Source organism: Xanthobacter autotrophicus (assembly GCF_005871085.1).
GTDB classification, from domain to species: domain Bacteria; phylum Pseudomonadota; class Alphaproteobacteria; order Rhizobiales; family Xanthobacteraceae; genus Xanthobacter; species Xanthobacter autotrophicus.
In genome coordinates, this window is sequence record NZ_VAUP01000002.1 from 113914 (window position 1) to 131462 (window position 17549).

The window sequence follows — 17549 nt, forward strand, 5'->3', positions numbered from 1 at the left end:
CCCTGAGGGAGCGGCCGGACGGGCCGGCGGCATCATCTTCCCCAATGAATATAACGCACGATGAGCCACGTCACCGGCCACCATTTTCAATCCACACGCTCTACAAACACCGCGATCTTGCCGCCGCAGGAGAGGCCCACCTTCCAGGCGGCCTCGTCCGCGACGCCGAATTCGAGAGTGCGCGGCACGCCGGAGGCGATCACATCCGCCGCCTCGCCGACCACTGCGCCCTCCACGCAACCGCCGGAAACGGAGCCGAGGAAATTCCCTTCGGCGTCGATCACGAGCCGGCTGCCCACCGGGCGCGGGGCTGAGCCCCAGGTTTCCAGCACGGTGGCGAGCGCGACGCCCCGCCCCTCGCGGCGCCAGCGCTCGGCGGCAGCCAGAACATCGCTTTCGGTCACGTCCATGGCATTGCTCCTTCCGGCGGGGCTCGTGAATTGGCAAGGCCGGACGCATCCCATATAGGTGCCCCAACGCCCATGCCAAACCTTCTGCTGCCAAACCTTCTGCCTCTGCCCGCCCGCGATCAAGGCACCCTGCGCTCGGGCGACGACCTCGTCGCCGCCGGCCTTGCCGAGGCGCGCGACCGTGAGGCGCTGGCCCGCGTGGCCTCGCGTTATGCGGTGGCGGTGACCCCGACGCTCGCCGACGCCATCGACCGCACCGACCCATCCGACCCCATTGCCCGACAGTTCGTGCCCCATCCCGCCGAACTCAAGGTGCGGCCGGAGGAACTGGCCGACCCCATCGGCGATGATGCCCATAGCCCGGTTCCGGGCATCGTCCACCGCTATCCGGACCGGGCGCTCCTGAAGATCGTGGGCGTGTGCGCCGTCTATTGCCGCTTCTGCTTCCGCCGCGAGATGGTGGGGCCGGGCGCGGCCGCTGCCCTGTCGCCCGAGGCGCTGGAGCAGGCGTTCGCTTATCTCGCCGCCCATCCCGAGATCTGGGAGGTGATTCTCACCGGCGGCGACCCCTTCATGCTCTCGCCGCGCCGCATGGGCGAGGTGATGGGCCGCCTTGCCGCCATTTCTCATGTGAAGATCGTCCGCTTTCACACCCGCGTGCCCATCGCCGCGCCGGAGCGGGTGAGCGATGCTTTCATTGCCGCGCTCAAGGCGCCGGGCCTCACCTCCTACGTGGCAGTGCACGTCAACCATGCCCGCGAGCTGACGACCACAGCCCGCGCGGCCCTCGCCCGCATAGCGGACGCGGGCATTCCGCTCCTGTCCCAGTCGGTGCTGCTGCGCGGGGTGAACGATGATGCGGACACCCTCGCCGCCCTGTTCCGCAGTCTGGTGGAATGCCGGGTGAAGCCCTATTACCTGCACCATCCCGACCTTGCCCCCGGCACCGCCCATTTCCGTCTCGACATCGCTCGGGGACAAGACCTGATGCGCGCCCTGCGCGGGCGGCTCTCGGGTATCGCGCTGCCCACATACGTGCTCGACATTCCCGGCGGCGCCGGCAAGGTGCCGCTGACCCCGGGCCACCTTGCGCCCGCCGGCACGCGCCTCGCGGTCTCCGACAATTGCGGCGGCGTCCATCTCTATCCGCCGGAGGGGTGATGACGCCTCCCTCACGTGCTATCGCACAGGGCAGATAGGGAGGACGCCATGGGGGAAATGCGCCGGATTGCACAGCCGGGGCCGGCGCCGCAGGAGCGCATCGAGAGCGCCGTGGGCCTCTTGCAGGTGCTCGACTTCACGCTGGAACCGGGCCTCACGCTCAATGCCGCCATCACCGGTCCGCTCGTCGCGGCGGGCATGGGCGCGGCGCAGGTGGAAATCTCCGGCGGCAGCTTTGGCCCCTTCACCTATGTGATGCCGGCGGCATCGTCCGATTCGACCCACGCCGCCTGGTACAGCGCGCCCTTCGCCCCCGCGGGCGAGACGCGGCTTGATCGGGGCAACGTCACCTTCGGGCGGAAGGAGAGTACGCCCTTCATCCATTGCCATGCCTTCTGGACCGAGCCCGACGGCAGCCGCCACGGCGGCCACATCATGCCCCACGAGACGGTGGTGGCCGCCCCCATCCGCGCCCGCGCCTATGGCGCCGCCGAGGTGGAGACCACCGCCGATTTCGATGCCGAGACCAACTTTCCCCTCTTCACCCCCCATGCCCGCATCGCGCCCGCTGAGGGCGGCCCGCGCATCGCCTTCGCGCGTGTCCGCCCAAACGTGGAGATCGGTGCGGCGGTGGAGGAGCTATGTCGTCGCCACGGCTTTGCCGGCGGGCGGTTGCGCGGCGGGGTGGGCAGCCTCATCGGCGCGCGTTTCACCGATGCACCGCCGGTGGACGACTACGCCACCGAGGTGTTCGTGACCTCGGGCACCGTGGCGCTGGATGCCTCCGGCGCGTTGACGGCTCAGATCGACCTCGCCCTCGTTAGCCTCACCGGCACCATGACCCAGGGTCGGCTGGTGCGGGGCGCCAATCCAGTGCTCATCACCTTTGAGCTGGCGGTGGAGGAAGAGACAAGGGCCGCTTGACGGCGGAAAAGCTCAGCTCCGCCCCTCGAAACCGCGCCCGGGCCAGAACGGCAGCCGGGTGAGAAAGTTCAACAGGTAGGCGTACATGGCGTAGCGCGGCGCCACCAGGGCGATCAGCACCGACAAAACGGCCGAGGCGAGGAACGTGGGCAGCCTAGCCCCCGCCGCGGCGGCGAGCGAGCGCTTGCCGGGCTTCACGTCGAGATAGCGCATGGCGATGGTGAGAACGCCGAGGACTGCCATATTGGCGGCATAGACGAGGATGGCGGGCAGGAAGTGCCCGTAGCGCCCCACCAGCCCCGACGAGAACGGCACCGCGGTGACGAACAGCAGCATGACCAGGACGAGGTGGACCACGCTGCGGTCCGCGTCCTCCCCGCTCGGACGCAGCTCGATGCCGCTGCGCCAGAAGGCGCCCAGCACAAAGAAGCTGATGACATAGGTGAGGGTGCGGTCCCACAGCGACACGAGGTGGGCGGCGAGATCCGCCGCGCTGGCGACGACGAGGTCGTCGGGCAGGCGGATGTCGAGCACCAATAGGGTCATGGAGAAGGCGAAGACGCCGTCGCTCAGGGCGTCGACCCGCGACTTGGCGAAGCGGCTTTCCCCGGAACGGCCCATATGCCCCCTCCGTGCCCTCACACCGGCGCAGGCCCTTCCGCCGCGCGCCGGTGTGGCATAGCTGCTCCGGGGCGCGGTGGCGAGCGACGAGCGCTCACGAAGCCGACGTCGATACCCGCCCGGACGCCGGCTCAGGCAGGAAGCCCTCGGCCCCCTTCGGCGCTCGGCCGGGCTCCTCGGCGACGAGGGACGGCTCGCTCTCTTCCGCCTCCAGCGCTCCGCTGCGGCCGGCAATGATGCCGACGATGACCAGCTGGAGGAAGTGGTAGAGCATGATGGGCGTGATGATCAGGGACAGATCCGGCGACCCGTTGAACATCACCTGTGCCATGGGCAGCCCGGTTGCGAGCGACTTCTTCGACGCGCAGAACACCACCGCGATGGTATCGGGCCGGGAGAAACCGAAGACCCGGCACGCGATCCCAATCAGCAGGTAGACCACGGCGAACAGCAACAGCACCCCGGCGACAATCTCCAGCAGCAGCACGGGGCTTTGCCCCTTCCAAACGCCGGCGGCTACGCTGTCGCAGAACGAATTGTAGACGATGGCCAGAATCACCGCCCGGTCGGCGATACGCACCACCTGGCGATGGCGCTCCACCAGCTTCAGCAGCAGCGGCCGGGCGGCCTGCCCCACGGCCAGCGGCAGGATCACCAGGATGATCAGCTTCAGGATCACCGGGCCCAGATCCATCCCCCCACCCACTGTGTGCAGGTACCAGGCCATGAGCACGGGCGTGGCGAACACGCCGATGAGGCTGGAGATGGAGGCGTTGAAGATGGCCACCGGCACGTTGCCCCGCGCCAGCGAGGTCATCGCCACCGACGAGGAGACCGTGGACGGCAAGACGGCGAGGAAGAAGAACCCGGTCGCCACCGCCTCGGGCAAGCGGTCGCCCATCAGGGCCAGCACCGTCACCACCACCGCTGGAAACAGTAGGAATGTGCCGAGTTGCACGATCAGATGCAGCTCCCAGCGGGCGGCGCTTTCCAGCAGCCGCTTCGGCGACAGCGAGATGCCGTAGAGGAAGAAGATCACCGCGATGCCCCAGCTCGCGGCCTTATCGGCATGGAGCACGCCGCCCGTGATGCCGGGCTGCGGCCACAGCAGGGCCAGGGAGACGGTGAGCGCGAGGGCGACGACAAACGGATCGAGCTTCAGTCGTGACAACATGAGGCGGAATACAAGGCGTGAGAGAGGCGTTAGACCTGCACTCCCGCGACGCGTCCCTTCCCTGTCACCCATCCGGACGCCTGAGGCCCCCGTGCGTGTGCTTATGCGCCGGCTTCATTCCGCCTGAGACGGCCTGCGCCAGCATTCGCCGATCTTTCTGTCGACAATATACCTAGACTGCGTGCTGTTCTCCTGCGGGTCAACCGGCCGCCGCGGTAAATATCTCGGGACAGGCGCGACATGTCGTGCCAGGCCACGCCCTCCGGAAATAGGACGAGGCAAGGCTTTTCGGATCACGCAACAAAAAGGCCCGCGCAAAGCGCGGGCCTTCCTGTCGCCGGGGTGAACCGGTCAGAGCTGGGTGTAGGCGCCGTCCTTCCAGACGTAGACCACATAGTCGAGCTTGGTGATGTCGCCCTTCTTGTCGAAGGAGAGCGGACCGAGCACGGTGTTGAAGGTTTTGCCGGAATGGATCTCGGCGGCAACCTTCTTGGGGTCGAGGGACTTGGCCGCCTCGGCTGCCTGCTTCATCACCTGAACGGCGGCGTAGGAGTAGAGCACATAGCCTTCCGGATCCACGCCCTTGGCCTTGAACGCGGCGACGATGTCCTTCGCCGCCGGGTTCTTGCGCGGATCGGGGCCGAAGGTCATCAGCGTGCCTTCTGCGCCGGGGCCGGCGATGGTCCAGAACTCCTTGTCGGTGATGCCGTCGCCGGAGAACAGCACGCTCTTCATGCCCTGGTCGCGCATCTGGCGCACCAGCAGGCCGGCCTCGGGATGCAGTCCGCCGAAATAAACCAGGTCGACGCCGTTGGCCTTCAGCTTCGAGACAAGGGCTGAATAGTCCTTCTCGCCGGTGTTGATGCCCTCGTAGAGGACTTCCTTCACGCCGCCCTTGTTGATGGTCTTCTGCGTCTCGTCCGCCAGGCCCTTGCCGTAGGGGGTCTTGTCGTGGACGATGGCGACCTTCTTGCCCTTGAAATTCTTGACGATGTAGGCGCCGGCCACCGCGCCCTGCTGATCGTCCCGGCCGCAGGTGCGGAACGTATTCCACATCTTGCGCTCGGTGAAGGCCGGATTGGTGGAGGCGGGGCTGATCTGGAGGACGCCAGCCTCCTCATAATCCTGCGAGGTCGGGATCGACACGCCGGAGTTGAAGTGGCCAACCACGAACTTGACGCCGTCGGAGATGAACTTATTGGCCGCCGACTTGCCCTGCTCGGGCTTGCCGCCGTCATCGCCAACCGAGAGCTGGATCTTCTGGCCGAGGATGCCGCCGGCCGCGTTGATGTCGGCCACGGCCTGCTCGGCGCCGGTCTTCAGCTGGGCGCCGAAGGCGGCATTGGAGCCGGTCATGGGACCGCCGACGCCCATCTTCACCTGCGCCTGCGCCTCGGCCGCAAGCAGGAGGCTGGCGCCCAGAGCGAGCGACGCCATCAAGAGCTTCTTCATCAGGTCTCTCCCTTTCGTCCGGGAGCGGAACACCGGTCCGCCTCCCAGTGAAACTCCGCGGCGCATTGTGCCGCAATTCCCCGGCCTGTCGATGGCACGCCGGTGCCTCTTGCCGGTTTCAGAGGGTCTTGGAGCGCCAGGCGAGGCGCCCCGCCGGCTCGTACATCCAGCCATACTGCACGGTCATCTGCCGCTTGCGATGGGCGCGGAAGCCCAGGGTCGCGATGGCCGTGAGCAGCACGAACTCCACCGCGAACGGCTCGATCGAGAACAGCTCGTCCTCGAACAGGGCGAAGTGGCAGAAGCGCACCGCGCCGGCCAGCAGAAGGCAGTAGAACACAAGTTGCAGGTAGGGCGCCCAGCCGTGCGCCACCGCCTTGCCGGTGCGCCACGCGGCAGCGCCGCCAAGGCACAGCGTGACCAGCAGGAAATCAGCGAGCGAGGCGCCGATCAGCTCGCGTGGCCAGATCACAAGCAGCACCACCAGCACGGCGATCACCGCCAGAGGACCGATGAGCAGCGGGGACGAGGCGCGCCCCGGATCCACATTCATCGCCATCAGCGGCCCCCCTCCAGATAGGCGGCGCGCACCTCGGGCCGGGCCAGCAATTCGGCCCCGGTGCCCGACATGGTGACGCGCCCGTTGACCATCACGTAGCCTCGGTGGGCCAGCTTGAGGGCGTGGTAGGCATTCTGCTCCACCAGAAACACGGTGAGGCCCTCGGTCTCGTTCAGGAGCTTGATGGCATCGAAGATCTGCTTCACCACCAGCGGCGCGAGGCCCAGCGACGGCTCGTCCAGCAGCAGCAGGCGCGGCCGGCTCATGAGCGCGCGGGCGATGGAGAGCATCTGCTGCTCGCCGCCGGAGAGGGTGCCGCCGCGCTGGTCGATGCGCTCCTTCAGGCGCGGGAACATCTCGAACATGCGCTCCAGGTCTTCCGCGAAATGGGCATTGCCGGTGATGGCGGCCCCCATCTGCAAGTTCTCGTAGACGCTCATGCGCGGAAAGATGCGCCGCCCCTCGGGAGACTGGGCGATGTTGAGCCGCATGATCTCGTGGGTGGGCAGGCCGGTGATGTCGTGCCCGTCGAAGATGATGCGGCCGTCGCGCGCCCGCGGACTGCCGCAGATGGTCATCATCAGCGTGGACTTGCCGGCCCCGTTGGCACCGATGAGGGTGACAATCTCCCCCTCGTTCACCGTTATGTCCACGCCCTTGAGCGCGATGATCTTGCCGTAATAGGCGGTGACGCCGCTGACCGACAGCAGCGGCTGGCCTTTCGGCAACCACTGGGCCTCGACCGCGCCGGAGGCGATGGTCTTTGTGCTCATGCGCCCACCTGCGCTTCCACCACGGCCGCCTCGTCCTCCTCGACGCCGAGATAGGAGGCGATGACCTTGGGATCGGTACGGACCTCCTGGGGCGTGCCGTCGGCGATCTTGCAGCCGTATTCCAGCACGACCACGTGGTCGGAAATCTCCATCACCACCGACATGTCGTGCTCGATGAGCAGAATGGAGGTGTCATGGTCGCGCCGGATGGAGAGGAGCAGTTCGTTGAGGGCCGCCGATTCCCGTGGGTTGAGGCCGGCGGCGGGTTCGTCGAGGCAGAGCAGCACCGGGTTGGTGCACATGGCGCGGGCGATCTCCAGACGGCGCTGGTCGCCATAGGGCAGATCGCCGGCCGGGTCGTCGGCGCGTTCCATGAGGCCGATCTGGTGCAGCCAGTACAGCGCCTTGTCCATGGCCCCCTTCTGCTGGCGCTTCCAGGACGGCAGATTGAGGAGGGCGGCGGGATTGAGCAAGCCTGCGCTGGTCAGCGACATGTGCTGCGCCACCAGCAGGTTTTCCAGCACGGTCATGCCCGAGAACAGGCGGATGTTCTGGAAGGTGCGGGCCACCCGCGCCCAGGACGCCACCTTGTGGTCGGGCAAGCGCTCCAGCAGGTAGAGCGAGCCCGCCCCCGTCCGCCCCCAGGACAGACCCGAGGCTGTCACCGCGTCGAGTTCCTGAGGTGTTGCCGCGCCGCCGTGGAACAGGGCGAGGCGGCCGGCGGAGGGCTTGTAGAAACCGGTGATGCAGTTGAACACAGTGGTCTTGCCGGCGCCGTTGGGGCCGATCACCGCCGTCACCTCGCCGCGGGCGGCGACGAAGGACACGTCGTTCACGGCGATCAGGCCGCCGAAGCGCATGGACAGGTGGTCCACCGCGAGGATCGGCGTCTTCGCGCCGGCCACGGGATCAAGGCTCGCCATCAGCCGTGGCCCTCCTTGACGAGGGTGGCGGACACCGCCTTGCGCTCCTTCAGAAAGATCGTCGGCAGGCGCGAAGAAACAATTCCGCGCGGGCGCCACACCATCACCGCCACCATGGCGAAACCGAAGATGAGCATGCGGTAGAGCGAGGGGTCGAAATCCGGCCCGAACAGGAAGTCGGCCTTCAGGAAGGACAGGTTGCGCAGCATCTCCATGCCGCCGATGAGCAGGATGGCCGCCCCCGCCACACCCATCTGCGATCCCATGCCGCCGAGCACCACGATGGCGAGGATCACCGCCGATTCCATGAAGGTGAAGCTCTCGGGCGAGACGAAGCGCACCCGCACCGCGAAGAAGGCCCCGGCAAAGCCCCCGAACATGGCTCCGGTGGCGAAGGCGGTGAGCTTGGTGAGGGTGGTGTTGATGCCCAGCGAGCGGCAGGCGATCTCATCCTCACGCAACGCCTCCCAGGCCCGGCCCACCGGCATCTGCCGCAGCCGGATGGTCACCAGCGCGGTGAGCGCGGCCAGGGCCAGGATCACGAAATACAGGAAGATGATCCGGTGCATGGAATCGAAGTCGAGGCCGTACTTGGCCGCGAAGCCTTCGTCGGTGGCGTTGAAGGGCACACCGAAGAAGGAAATGGGCGGGATGGAGGAGATGCCTGCCCCGCCATTGGTCAGCGACACCCAGTTGATGAGCACCAGGCGGATGATCTCGCCGAAGGCCAGGGTGACGATGGCGAGATAATCCCCGCGCAGCCGCAGCACCGGGAAGCCCAGGATGACGCCCCAGAAGGCGGCCAGGAGCCCGGAAACCGGCAGGCACAGCCAGAACGACCAGGCGGTCCAGAACCCCTCCCCCAGATGACCGGCGAAGAAATCGTTCACCGGCACGCTGGTGGAGAGCAGGGCGAAGGTGTAGGCGCCCACCGCGTAGAAGGCCACGTAACCGAGATCCAGCAGCCCGGCGAGGCCCACCACGATATTGAGGCCCCAGCCCAGCATCACGTAGGTGAGCACATAGATGCCGAGGTCCACCCAGTAGCGGCTGGGGCTGAGCCCTCCCGACAGCAGAATGGCGAGGAACGGATAGGCGATGGCGAAGCTGAAGAAGGCTGGCCTCAGCGCCGGCGCGGCCTTCAGCGCCAGGGTGGCGAAGGCGGACGGCCCCTCGCCTACCTTCACCTCGCGGCCGCGCCGCCAGACGGTGAGGTTCAGCACCAGCCGCAGCACCGCGACGATGCCGGCAAACACCGCCACGAGGCCGAAGCGATAGGTGAGGCCCAACGGCCCGCTGCCGGATTCGGTGGCGCGGAACCCCACCAGCGGCAGCAGCAAAAGGCCCGTAAGAAGGCCGCTGACGATCGCGTCCGTGAATGCGCCACGGATGACGGAGGACGCTCCCTGGTGCTGAACCGGTGGAGGAAGGCTCGGCGCGCCTGGCAGGCCGGTGGCCGGAAGATCGCTGTTGGGCAAGGCTTCAGGCTTCAGGTCGGCGACGGGCGGCTGCACCATCAGACCTTCTCCACTTCCGGCCGGCCGAGCAGGCCCTGGGGCAGGAAGATGAGCGTGACTACAAGGATGGAGAACGCCGCCACATCCTTGTATTCGATGGAGAAATAGGCTGACCAGAGGGTCTCGATGAGGCCGATGAGCAGCCCGCCCAGCACCGCCCCCGGCAGCGAGCCGATGCCCCCCAGCACCGCGGCCGTGAAGGCCTTCACGCCCGGCACGAAGCCGTCAGCGAAGTTCACGACGCCGTAATACATGAGGTACATGACCCCGGCCACGGCGGCGAGCGCGGCGCCGATAACGAAGGTGAGCGAGATGGTGCGGTCCACGTTCACGCCCAGGAGCGCCGCCATCTTGCGGTCCTGCTCGCAGGCACGCTGGGCGCGGCCGAGCGAGGTCTTCTGCACCAGCCACCAGAAGCCGGCGAGCAGGGTCGCGGTGACCACCATGATGATGATCTGCTTGTAGGCGAGGGTGACCTCGTAGCCGTTGCGCTCCATCACCACGAACACGTCGGGCACCATGGGCGGGAGCGGCTTGTTGCGCGGGCCCTGGGCCACCTGCACGAAATTGGAGAGCAGGATGGACATGCCGATGGCGGAGATCATGGGCGCAAGGCGGAAGGAGCCCCGCAAGGGCCGGTAGGCCACCCGCTCGATGGCCCAGCTCACCAGCCCCGTGAACACCATGGCCACAACCAGCGTGATGGCGAGGATGAGGAAGATGGAGCTCATCCCGATCACGGTAGTGAGCAGCAGCACGCAGATGAGGCCGATGAAGGCGCTCACCATGAACACGTCGCCGTGGGCGAAGTTCACCATTCCGATGATGCCGAACACCATCGTGTAGCCGATGGCGATCAATCCGTAGATCGACCCGAGGGTCAACCCGTTGATGAGCTGCTGGAGGAACACTTCCATCCGCCGCTGAACCCCTCTGTCTGGTTGGCGCGCTTATTTTATCATCATGCCCGACGATTGTGCGCTGCCTCCTTTTCCGACTCATAACCCGCCCTGCCCGTCGAGACAATTGCGCCGGGCCGAGCGCACGCCCGCAGCGGAAGGCAGACCTGCGGAGCGGGGCCGGCTTGACAGGGCTTCCGCTCCTGTCCCTCCTCCCCGCATGGATCGGTCCATCGCACCGGAGGAGAGGCCATGCCCCAGATCATCACCAGAGGCTTCAAGCTGCTCCTCGATGAAGCCAACGCCCAAGTCGAAACGCTGACGCCGCAGGACGCCCAGCGCCAAATCGCCGACGGCGCGCTGCTGGTGGACGTGCGCGACCCGCGCGAGCTTGAGCGCGAAGGACGCATCCCCGGCGCCTTCCACTGTCCGCGCGGCATGCTGGAATTCTGGATCGACCCCGAAAGCCCCTATTTCAAGCCGCCCTTCGGGGAGGACCGGGCCTTCATTTTCCTGTGCGCGGGGGGCTGGCGCTCGGCCCTGTCGGCGGCCACGGCGCAGAACATGGGGCTGAAGCCGGTGGCCCATGTGGGCGGCGGCTTCAAGGCCTGGAAGGAGACGGGCGGACCGGTGGAGGGCTGAGACGCCCTACCCCACCGTGCCGTAGACTTGGTCCGCCCGGGCCTCGAAGGCATCGGCGAAGCGGCGGAAGGCGGCCTCGAACATGGCGCCCATGAGCATGGCCAGGGTGCGCGAGCGGAATTCGTAGGAGATGAAGAACTTCACCTCGCTCGCGTCCTCGCCGCGCCCGATGAATTCCCAGCGGTTGTCGAGCCGGCTGAAGGGGCCGTCGAGATATTCCACATGGATGGTGAGGCGCGGCCGGTCCAGCGTCACCCGCGAGGTGAAGGTCTCGCGGATCAGCTTGTAGGCGACGGTCATGTCCGCCACCAGGATCTCCACGCCCTCATCGGACTTCATGCGCCGCTTCACCCGCAGCGATTGGCACAGGGGCACGAACTCGGGATAGCGCTCCACGTCGGCCACGAGGTCGAACATGTCCCGCGCCCCGTGCCTCACCTGCCGGGCGTTGGAGAAGGATGGCACGATCAGGCCCGGCCGAGGCGCGCCGCCCGGGCCGCACGCAGCTTCTCGAAATCCGCGCCCGCATGGTGGGAGGAGCGGGTCAGAGGGCTCGCAGAAACCATCAGGAAGCCCTTGGCATAGGCCACCGTCTCATAGGCCTTGAACTCGTCCGGCGTCACGAAGCGTTCCACCTTGTGGTGCTTGCGTGTGGGCTGGAGATACTGGCCGATGGTGATGAAATCCACCTCCGCCGAGCGCAGGTCGTCCATCAGCTGGAGCACTTCGGGGCGCTCCTCGCCAAGGCCCACCATGATGCCGGACTTGGTGAAGATGGAGCCGTCCAGCTCCTTCACCTTCTGCAGCAGGCGCAGGGAGTGGAAATAGCGCGCGCCGGGCCGCACCGAGAGATACTTGGCCGGCACCGTCTCCAGATTGTGGTTGAACACGTCGGGCTTGGCCGCCACCACCACCTCCAGCGCCCCCTCCTTGCGCAGGAAGTCCGGGGTGAGGATCTCGATGGTGGTGCCGGGGCTCGCCTTGCGGATGGCGGCGATGGTACGGGCGAAGTGCTCCGCGCCGCCGTCGGCGAGGTCGTCCCGGTCCACGGAGGTGATGACCACATGGGAGAGGCCGAGCTTGGCCACCGCATCGCCCACCTTCTGGGGCTCGCCTTGGTCGAGCGCCTCGGGCAGGCCGGTGCGCACGTTGCAGAAGGCGCAGGCGCGGGTGCAGGTGTCGCCCATGATCATGAAGGTGGCGTGCTTTTTCTCCCAGCACTCGCCGATATTGGGGCAGCCGGCCTCCTCGCACACGGTGTGCAGGCCGTTGGCCCGCACGATGTCGGCAGTCTGCGACCAGCCGGCCGAACCCGGCGCCTTCACGCGGATCCAGTCGGGCTTACGCAGCACCTCGGTTTCCGGGCGGTTGGCCTTCTCCGGGTGGCGCGGGCGGGCGAGGGTGTCGATGACCGTGACCATGCGTTTCGTCTCTCAACCCCCGGCAGGAAGATGCACGCCCCGCGGGGCAATGCCCTTGCCGGGCAACGCCCGCCCCGGGTGAGGCTCCGGGCCAAGCTTGGATTTCAATTCACCATACCCCGCGCCACCGCTGGCCGGAAGCCACGCGGCGCGCGCTGCGGCAATGCGTTTTCAGGCCGGGCGCCTGCCGGTCACCGCCCGCCAGATGGCGAGCAGCAGCACCGCCCCGCAGGTGGAGATGACGATGCGATCGAGCATGCCGTCGCCGATGTAGTTGAGGCCGAGCCCGCTCGCCACCCAGCCGCCCAGCATGCCGCCCACAAGCCCCACCACGAGATTTGTGAGGAGCCCGCCGGAGGACTTCATGAGCTTTTCGGCGAGAAAACCGGCGATGATGCCGACAAGGATGGAAACAAGCATGTCGGCCTCCCTCAGCGCGAACGGATCGCGCGCCAGATCCAGAGCAGCAGGATGGCGCCGACGATGGCCGCGATCAGCGTGCGGAAGAAGCCGAACACCGGCACGTTGAGCACCGAGGCCAGCTTGTCGCCGATGAAGGCGCCGGCGACGCCGACGAGAAGGTTCGTCAGCAGGCCGTGGTTGCTCGCCGTCACCCGCTCGGCGATCCAGCCGGCGATGAGGCCGATGATGATGAGCGAGAAAAAGCCGACGCCCGGCTGGCTCAGGAACGCATAGGTCTGCTGGTCCAAGATGGCACCTCCGAGATTTAGGCAGTATAGTTACGATTTATCTGACTTTTTGGCTTTCACAAAACCGCTGAGACCCGAGCCCAATACGCCCGTGAGAACAAATAGTTTCACGCCAATGGCCGAACCAAAAGCAGCAATTCCAGCACCTGCCGGGCCAAACGCCATAAACCCCAGCACCATCCCAACTAGGCCAAACTTCGCCCATCTAGGACAATTAGCCCACGCAACCTGCGCCAGATAACCTATTGATGTAATGACGCTCCAAACCGTGGCTCGTACTTTCGAATAATCTACATTTTCTTCAGCCATAGGCTCGACTTCTCGCAGAGTGAATTCGAAGCCATATTTGCCCCACCCTCCCCTCTCCCGCAGGCGGGAGAGGGCTTCGGGGCAGCCAAGCTCCGCACCGGGGAAGGATAACACTTCCCCGCCCACACTCACGAATGGATCGCCCGCCCATACGCAGACATGACGCTCTCGTGCATCATCTCCGACAGGGTCGGGTGCGGGAATACCGTGTGGATCAGGTCTTCCTCGGTGGTCTCAAGGTTCATGGCCACCACGAAGCCCTGGATCAGCTCGGTCACCTCCGCGCCCACCATGTGGGCACCCAGCAGTTCGCCGGTCTTGGCGTCGAAGATGGTCTTCACCAAGCCGTCCGGCTCGCCGAGCGCGATGGCCTTGCCGTTGCCGATGAAGGAGAAGCGGCCCACCTTGATCTCGCGGCCGGCTTCCTTGGCCTTCTTCTCGGTGAGGCCCACGGAGGCGATCTGCGGCGTGCAATAGGTGCAGCCGGGGATCTTGTTCTTGTCCATGGGGTGGGTGTGCAGGCCCTTGATGGTCTCCACGCAGATCACGCCCTCGTGCTCCGCCTTGTGGGCCAGCATGGGCGGGCCGGCGATGTCGCCGATGGCATAAACGCCGGGCACGTTGGTGCGGCCATAGCCGTCGGTCACCACGATGCCGCGCTCGATCTTCACGCCGATGGCCTCAAGGCCCAGTCCCTCCACATTGCCCACCACGCCCACGGCGGAAATCATGCGATCCACCGTGATGTCGTGCTTGGCGCCCTTGGAATCTTCCACATGGGCGGTGATGCTGTCGGCATGCTTGGTGACGCCCGTCACCTTCGCCCCGGACAGGATCTTCATGCCCAGCTTCTCGAAGCGCTTGCGGGCAACGGCGGCGATCTCCTCGTCCTCCACGGGGAGTATCTGCGGCAGCACCTCCACCACGGTCACCTCGGTGCCCATGGTGCGATAGAACGAGGCGAACTCGATGCCGATGGCGCCCGAGCCCATCACCAGCAGGCTCTTGGGCATCTTTTCCGGCACCATGGCGTCGAAATAGGTCCAGATCAGCTTCTTGTCGGGCTCAAGGCCGGGCAGCGCGCGCGGGCGGGCACCGGTGGCCACGATGATGTGCTTGGCGGTGTAATCGCCGCCGCCCTTGGCGCCCTTGGGCGGGTTCTGGGCGGCTTCCACCTTGATCTTGCCGGGGGCGGTGAAGGTCGCCTTGCCCCAGATCACGTCCACCTTGTTCTTGTTGAGCAGGAAGGCGACGCCGCCGGCCAGCTGGGCCGAGACCCCGCGCGAGCGCTTGACCACAGCCGCCGCATCGAAGCCGATCTTCTCGGCGGAGAGGCCGTAATCCTTGGCGTGCTCCATGTAGTGGTAGATCTCGGCCGAGCGCAGCAGCGCCTTGGTGGGGATGCAGCCCCAGTTGAGGCAGATGCCGCCGAGATGGCTTTTCTCCACCACGGCCACCTTGAAGCCGAGCTGGGCGGCGCGGATGGCGGCCACGTAGCCGCCGGGCCCGCCGCCGATGACGATGATGTCGTAACTGTCAGCCATGGAAGGTCTCCTCGCCGTGCGCCTGTCCGGCGGGTTCTGGATGGGAAGGGGATCGGGGCATGCCAAGGCGGCCGGCGGACCGGGCCTCGGCCATGAGGGCGAGCGCCTGCTCGAACTGGGTGAGGTCGCGGAACGGGTCGGCGGCCGGGGCCGGCGCCTGGATCACCGGCAACCGGGAGGCCGCGAGCGCTTCCGCCAGCATGAGATTGTCGAAATGGCCGAAGTCCTCCACGTGCAGGCCATCGGCCAGCAGCGTGGCGGCATCACCCGCGCCGCCGGCGGGGCCAATGGCGGAATGGGCGCGGTGCTTCAGTTCACCTGGCAGGTTGGAATAGGCCGCCACCGGCTTGCCCAGCGCGAAGGCGAAACCCACCTCGAACGCGGTGCCTGGATCGGCGCTGATGCCGCGGAACGGCGTGAGATTGGCGACGAGGGCGTCGGCCGAGCGCATGAGCGCGAGATTGGCGGCGAAGATGGCGCGGCTCGCTGCCCCCGCCGCCACATCCAGCAGCGGGTCGCCGTCCAGCGGATAAAGTCCGGTAAAGCCGAAGCGGGTGCACAGCTCAACCTTGCGCCGGCCGATCTCGCGCGCGTCGTCGAGGAACACTTCGGGGCCGGCGAGGTACAGCTTCATCAGGCTTGCCCGTCTCCATGATGGCATTGACTCCGGTCTTCGGCCGGCGCCGGGCGGGTCCTTTTCGACGGCTCCCGATTTCGGAGCCGGCCGGAGCGCCTCGCAAAAGGCGCTCCGGTTGGTGTCATGCCAGTCCGGTCACTTGGACAGGAGGGCGAAGAGTTCGTCCTTCAGGCGCACGCGCTCGCGGCGCAGAGCCTCGATTTCGGCGTCGCCGGTGGGCTCCACGTCGGTCTCGGCGCGGTGCACCTGGCGGTTCACCTCATGATAGGCCTCGCTGAGCTTGGCGAAGTGGGCGTCAGACAGCTTGAGCGCCTGAATCTTCTCGGCATATTCCGGGAAGTCGGCGGCAAGTTCGTGGGGCGTGTGGCTCATGATCTCAACCTTCCTTGGTACAACGGCGGAAAACACCGTTGCCCCGCAGCTACACCGGACGGCTGCGGCAGGATTTGATCTGCCGCAGCCCCGGGACAAGCCTCATGCCAGCCGGCTCAAGCCAGCATGCGTCACACCAGCATGCATCACACCAGCATGCTCATGGGCTTCTCGATGAAGCCCTTGAACGCGCTGAGCAGTTCGGCGCCGAGGGCGCCATCCATCACCCGGTGGTCGCAGGTCATGGTGACGGTCATCTGCATCACCGCCTTGATCTCGCCATTGCGGACCACGGCGCGCTGCTCCGAGGCGCCCACCGCGAGGATGGAAGACTGCGGCGCGTTGATGATGGCGGTGAAGTTCCGGATGCCCATCATGCCGAGGTTCGACACCGAGGTGGAGCCGCCGGAATATTCATCGGGCTTCAGCTTCTTGGTGCGGGCGCGGCCGGCGAGGTCGCGCATCTCGTTGGAGATGGTGGAGAGGGTCTTCTGCTCCGCCTTCTTCACGATGGGCGCATAGAGGCCGCCGTCGATGGCCACCGCCACGCCCACGTCCGAGTGCTTCATGCGCAGGACGCGGTCCTCGGCCCACACTGCATTGGCGGCGGGCACCTTCTGGAGCGCCAGCGCCATGGCCTTGATGATGAAGTCGTTGACCGAAACACGGTAGGTCGGCTTGCCGTCCTTGTCCTTGCCCGCGTTGGCATTCACCTGCTCTCGCAGGACCATGAGGTCGTCGAGGTCGCAGTCCACGGTGAGGAAGAAGGTGGGGGTCACCTGCTCGCTCTCGACCAGGCGACGCGCGATGGTCTTGCGCATGCCGTCGAGCTGCACTTCCTCGTAGCTGCCAGCCTCGAACATGGCCTTGACCTGCTCGGCGCCGGGGGCGCTGGCGACAGCCGCCTTGGAAGCGGGAGCAGTGGCGGGCGCGGGAGCAGCGGCAGCGGCGGGCGTCGCTGCCGGCTTGGCACCGGGCTTGGCGCCTTCCAGGTCGCGCGCAACGATGCGTCCGTGCGGGCCGGAACCGGCGAGCGCGGCAAGGTCGATGCCCTTGTCCTTGGCGATCCGGCGGGCGAGCGGCGAGGCGAACACGCGGCCACCCTGGCCGTTGGCGGCGGGAGCAGCGGCAGGCGCAGGAGCCGCAGCGGCGGCCGCTTCAACGGCAGGTGCGGCAGCAACAGCAGCAGCCGCAGGAGCGGCAGCGGCAGCGGGCTTGGCCCCGCCGGCGCCGGCGGCCGCGGCGGCCACGTCCTCGCCCTCGCCGGCGAGCACGGCGATGAGCTGGTTCACCGGCACGTCCTGGGAGCCTTCCGGCACCAGGATCTTGGCGAGGATGCCTTCGTCGATGGACTCGACTTCCATGGTCGCCTTGTCGGTCTCGATCTCGGCAAGCACGTCACCGGACTTGACGGTGTCGCCTTCCTTCTTGAGCCACTTGGCGAGGTTGCCCTTCTCCATGGTGGGGGAGAGGGCCGGCATCAGGATCTCGATGGGCATTG

Annotated in this window: 21 protein-coding genes; 3 read left to right on the forward strand and 18 right to left on the reverse strand. The window is 66.8% G+C overall.

Annotation, left to right across the window (positions count from 1 at the left end; translation table 11 throughout):
* Positions 1 to 86: 86 nt before the first annotated feature.
* On the reverse strand, positions 87 to 410 hold the full coding sequence (locus tag FBQ73_RS00545) for an XdhC family protein (protein ID WP_041575970.1): 324 nt from the start codon (positions 408 to 410) through the stop codon (positions 87 to 89).
* A gap of 72 nt (positions 411 to 482) precedes the next feature.
* Here FBQ73_RS00545 and FBQ73_RS00550 point away from each other — a divergent pair, with 72 nt between their 5' ends.
* Both FBQ73_RS00550 and FBQ73_RS00555 read left to right on the forward strand, forming a co-directional pair.
* Positions 483 to 1571, forward strand: a complete 1089-nt coding sequence (locus FBQ73_RS00550; RefSeq protein ID WP_138397581.1) for a lysine-2,3-aminomutase-like protein — start codon at positions 483 to 485, stop codon at positions 1569 to 1571.
* A 57-nt stretch (positions 1572 to 1628) separates the two neighbouring features.
* Positions 1629 to 2495, forward strand: a complete 867-nt coding sequence (locus tag FBQ73_RS00555; RefSeq protein WP_170218686.1) for a PPC domain-containing DNA-binding protein — start codon at positions 1629 to 1631, stop codon at positions 2493 to 2495.
* A 12-nt stretch (positions 2496 to 2507) separates the two neighbouring features.
* On the opposite strand, the gene FBQ73_RS00560 is transcribed toward FBQ73_RS00555, so the two are convergent.
* The 8 genes from FBQ73_RS00560 to FBQ73_RS00595 form a co-directional block, all read right to left on the reverse strand.
* Complete coding sequence (locus FBQ73_RS00560) at positions 2508 to 3116, reverse strand: TMEM175 family protein (protein ID WP_138397583.1); 609 nt, start codon at positions 3114 to 3116, stop codon at positions 2508 to 2510.
* Between the two features lie 94 nt (positions 3117 to 3210).
* Entirely contained in the window at positions 3211 to 4290 is a 1080-nt protein-coding gene (locus FBQ73_RS00565; RefSeq protein ID WP_246089490.1) for a bile acid:sodium symporter family protein, read from the reverse strand.
* Positions 4291 to 4641: 351 nt separating this feature from the next.
* Entirely contained in the window at positions 4642 to 5742 is a 1101-nt protein-coding gene (locus FBQ73_RS00570) for a branched-chain amino acid ABC transporter substrate-binding protein (RefSeq protein WP_138397584.1), read from the reverse strand.
* A gap of 118 nt (positions 5743 to 5860) precedes the next feature.
* The gene (locus FBQ73_RS00575) at positions 5861 to 6301 is read right to left on the reverse strand and encodes a DUF6867 family protein (protein WP_138397585.1); all 441 of its coding nucleotides are present in this window, start codon (positions 6299 to 6301) and stop codon (positions 5861 to 5863) included.
* Complete coding sequence (locus FBQ73_RS00580) at positions 6301 to 7074, reverse strand: ABC transporter ATP-binding protein (RefSeq protein ID WP_138397586.1); 774 nt, start codon at positions 7072 to 7074, stop codon at positions 6301 to 6303. The genes FBQ73_RS00575 and FBQ73_RS00580 overlap by 1 nt, the downstream gene beginning before the upstream one ends.
* A complete protein-coding gene (locus tag FBQ73_RS00585; RefSeq protein WP_138397587.1) occupies positions 7071 to 7997 on the reverse strand; it encodes an ABC transporter ATP-binding protein in 927 nt (308 codons plus the stop codon). The genes FBQ73_RS00580 and FBQ73_RS00585 overlap by 4 nt, the downstream gene beginning before the upstream one ends.
* Positions 7997 to 9514: a high-affinity branched-chain amino acid ABC transporter permease LivM gene (gene livM / locus FBQ73_RS00590; RefSeq protein ID WP_246089491.1), complete on the reverse strand. Its 1518-nt coding sequence runs from the start codon at positions 9512 to 9514 to the stop codon at positions 7997 to 7999. Before livM ends, FBQ73_RS00585 begins: the two co-directional genes overlap by 1 nt.
* Positions 9514 to 10431 (reverse strand): ABC transporter permease subunit, encoded by a 918-nt coding sequence (locus FBQ73_RS00595; RefSeq protein ID WP_138397588.1) that lies wholly within the window; start codon positions 10429 to 10431, stop codon positions 9514 to 9516. The genes livM and FBQ73_RS00595 overlap by 1 nt, the downstream gene beginning before the upstream one ends.
* Before the next feature lie 234 nt (positions 10432 to 10665).
* Between FBQ73_RS00595 and FBQ73_RS00600 the strand changes: the two genes are divergently transcribed.
* A complete protein-coding gene (locus FBQ73_RS00600) occupies positions 10666 to 11055 on the forward strand; it encodes a rhodanese-like domain-containing protein (protein ID WP_138397589.1) in 390 nt (129 codons plus the stop codon).
* Between the two features lie 6 nt (positions 11056 to 11061).
* Here FBQ73_RS00600 and FBQ73_RS00605 read toward each other — a convergent pair whose 3' ends face one another.
* The 9 genes from FBQ73_RS00605 to FBQ73_RS00645 all read right to left on the reverse strand — a co-directional run bounded on the left by FBQ73_RS00605 (position 11062) and on the right by FBQ73_RS00645 (position 17547).
* Positions 11062 to 11520 carry a type II toxin-antitoxin system RatA family toxin gene (locus tag FBQ73_RS00605; RefSeq protein WP_138397590.1) on the reverse strand — a complete coding sequence of 153 codons (459 nt, stop codon included), beginning with the start codon at positions 11518 to 11520 and terminating at the stop codon, positions 11062 to 11064.
* A gap of 2 nt (positions 11521 to 11522) precedes the next feature.
* Positions 11523 to 12476 (reverse strand): lipoyl synthase, encoded by a 954-nt coding sequence (gene lipA, locus FBQ73_RS00610; protein WP_138397591.1) that lies wholly within the window; start codon positions 12474 to 12476, stop codon positions 11523 to 11525.
* Between the two features lie 171 nt (positions 12477 to 12647).
* Positions 12648 to 12896, reverse strand: a complete 249-nt coding sequence (locus tag FBQ73_RS00615) for a GlsB/YeaQ/YmgE family stress response membrane protein (protein WP_138397592.1) — start codon at positions 12894 to 12896, stop codon at positions 12648 to 12650.
* Between the two features lie 11 nt (positions 12897 to 12907).
* Complete coding sequence (locus tag FBQ73_RS00620; RefSeq protein WP_138397593.1) at positions 12908 to 13186, reverse strand: GlsB/YeaQ/YmgE family stress response membrane protein; 279 nt, start codon at positions 13184 to 13186, stop codon at positions 12908 to 12910.
* Between the two features lie 30 nt (positions 13187 to 13216).
* On the reverse strand, positions 13217 to 13495 hold the full coding sequence (locus tag FBQ73_RS00625; protein ID WP_138397594.1) for a hypothetical protein: 279 nt from the start codon (positions 13493 to 13495) through the stop codon (positions 13217 to 13219).
* A gap of 128 nt (positions 13496 to 13623) precedes the next feature.
* On the reverse strand, positions 13624 to 15039 hold the full coding sequence (lpdA, locus tag FBQ73_RS00630; RefSeq protein WP_138397595.1) for a dihydrolipoyl dehydrogenase: 1416 nt from the start codon (positions 15037 to 15039) through the stop codon (positions 13624 to 13626).
* The gene (locus FBQ73_RS00635) at positions 15032 to 15673 is read right to left on the reverse strand and encodes a nucleoside 2-deoxyribosyltransferase (protein ID WP_138397596.1); all 642 of its coding nucleotides are present in this window, start codon (positions 15671 to 15673) and stop codon (positions 15032 to 15034) included. The genes lpdA and FBQ73_RS00635 overlap by 8 nt, the downstream gene beginning before the upstream one ends.
* 138 nt (positions 15674 to 15811) lie before the next feature.
* On the reverse strand, positions 15812 to 16048 hold the full coding sequence (locus tag FBQ73_RS00640; RefSeq protein ID WP_138397597.1) for a YdcH family protein: 237 nt from the start codon (positions 16046 to 16048) through the stop codon (positions 15812 to 15814).
* Positions 16049 to 16194: 146 nt separating this feature from the next.
* Positions 16195 to 17547, reverse strand: coding sequence for a pyruvate dehydrogenase complex dihydrolipoamide acetyltransferase (locus tag FBQ73_RS00645; RefSeq protein ID WP_138397598.1), 1353 nt, complete (start codon positions 17545 to 17547; stop codon positions 16195 to 16197).
* Positions 17548 to 17549: the final 2 nt, after the last annotated feature.

Bases quoted from the DNA above. Each gene is read 5' to 3' on its own strand.
- FBQ73_RS00595 (WP_138397588.1), bottom strand. From the start codon at position 10,431: ATGGAAGTGTTCCTCCAGCAGCTCATCAACGGGTTGACCCTCGGGTCG.
- FBQ73_RS00615 (WP_138397592.1), bottom strand. From the start codon at position 12,896: ATGCTTGTTTCCATCCTTGTCGGCATCATCGCCGGTTTTCTCGCCGAA.
- FBQ73_RS00640 (WP_138397597.1), bottom strand. From the start codon at position 16,048: ATGAGCCACACGCCCCACGAACTTGCCGCCGACTTCCCGGAATATGCC.
- FBQ73_RS00550 (WP_138397581.1), top strand. From the start codon at position 483: ATGCCAAACCTTCTGCTGCCAAACCTTCTGCCTCTGCCCGCCCGCGAT.
- FBQ73_RS00555 (WP_170218686.1), top strand. From the start codon at position 1,629: ATGCGCCGGATTGCACAGCCGGGGCCGGCGCCGCAGGAGCGCATCGAG.
- FBQ73_RS00575 (WP_138397585.1), bottom strand. From the start codon at position 6,301: ATGGCGATGAATGTGGATCCGGGGCGCGCCTCGTCCCCGCTGCTCATC.
- FBQ73_RS00560 (WP_138397583.1), bottom strand. From the start codon at position 3,116: ATGGGCCGTTCCGGGGAAAGCCGCTTCGCCAAGTCGCGGGTCGACGCC.
- FBQ73_RS00565 (WP_246089490.1), bottom strand. From the start codon at position 4,290: ATGTTGTCACGACTGAAGCTCGATCCGTTTGTCGTCGCCCTCGCGCTC.
- FBQ73_RS00585 (WP_138397587.1), bottom strand. From the start codon at position 7,997: ATGGCGAGCCTTGATCCCGTGGCCGGCGCGAAGACGCCGATCCTCGCG.
- lipA (WP_138397591.1), bottom strand. From the start codon at position 12,476: ATGGTCACGGTCATCGACACCCTCGCCCGCCCGCGCCACCCGGAGAAG.
- FBQ73_RS00545 (WP_041575970.1), bottom strand. From the start codon at position 410: ATGGACGTGACCGAAAGCGATGTTCTGGCTGCCGCCGAGCGCTGGCGC.
- FBQ73_RS00645 (WP_138397598.1), bottom strand. From the start codon at position 17,547: ATGCCCATCGAGATCCTGATGCCGGCCCTCTCCCCCACCATGGAGAAG.
- FBQ73_RS00625 (WP_138397594.1), bottom strand. From the start codon at position 13,495: ATGGCTGAAGAAAATGTAGATTATTCGAAAGTACGAGCCACGGTTTGG.
- FBQ73_RS00570 (WP_138397584.1), bottom strand. From the start codon at position 5,742: ATGAAGAAGCTCTTGATGGCGTCGCTCGCTCTGGGCGCCAGCCTCCTG.
- FBQ73_RS00635 (WP_138397596.1), bottom strand. From the start codon at position 15,673: ATGAAGCTGTACCTCGCCGGCCCCGAAGTGTTCCTCGACGACGCGCGC.
- FBQ73_RS00580 (WP_138397586.1), bottom strand. From the start codon at position 7,074: ATGAGCACAAAGACCATCGCCTCCGGCGCGGTCGAGGCCCAGTGGTTG.
- FBQ73_RS00600 (WP_138397589.1), top strand. From the start codon at position 10,666: ATGCCCCAGATCATCACCAGAGGCTTCAAGCTGCTCCTCGATGAAGCC.
- livM (WP_246089491.1), bottom strand. From the start codon at position 9,514: ATGGTGCAGCCGCCCGTCGCCGACCTGAAGCCTGAAGCCTTGCCCAAC.
- lpdA (WP_138397595.1), bottom strand. From the start codon at position 15,039: ATGGCTGACAGTTACGACATCATCGTCATCGGCGGCGGGCCCGGCGGC.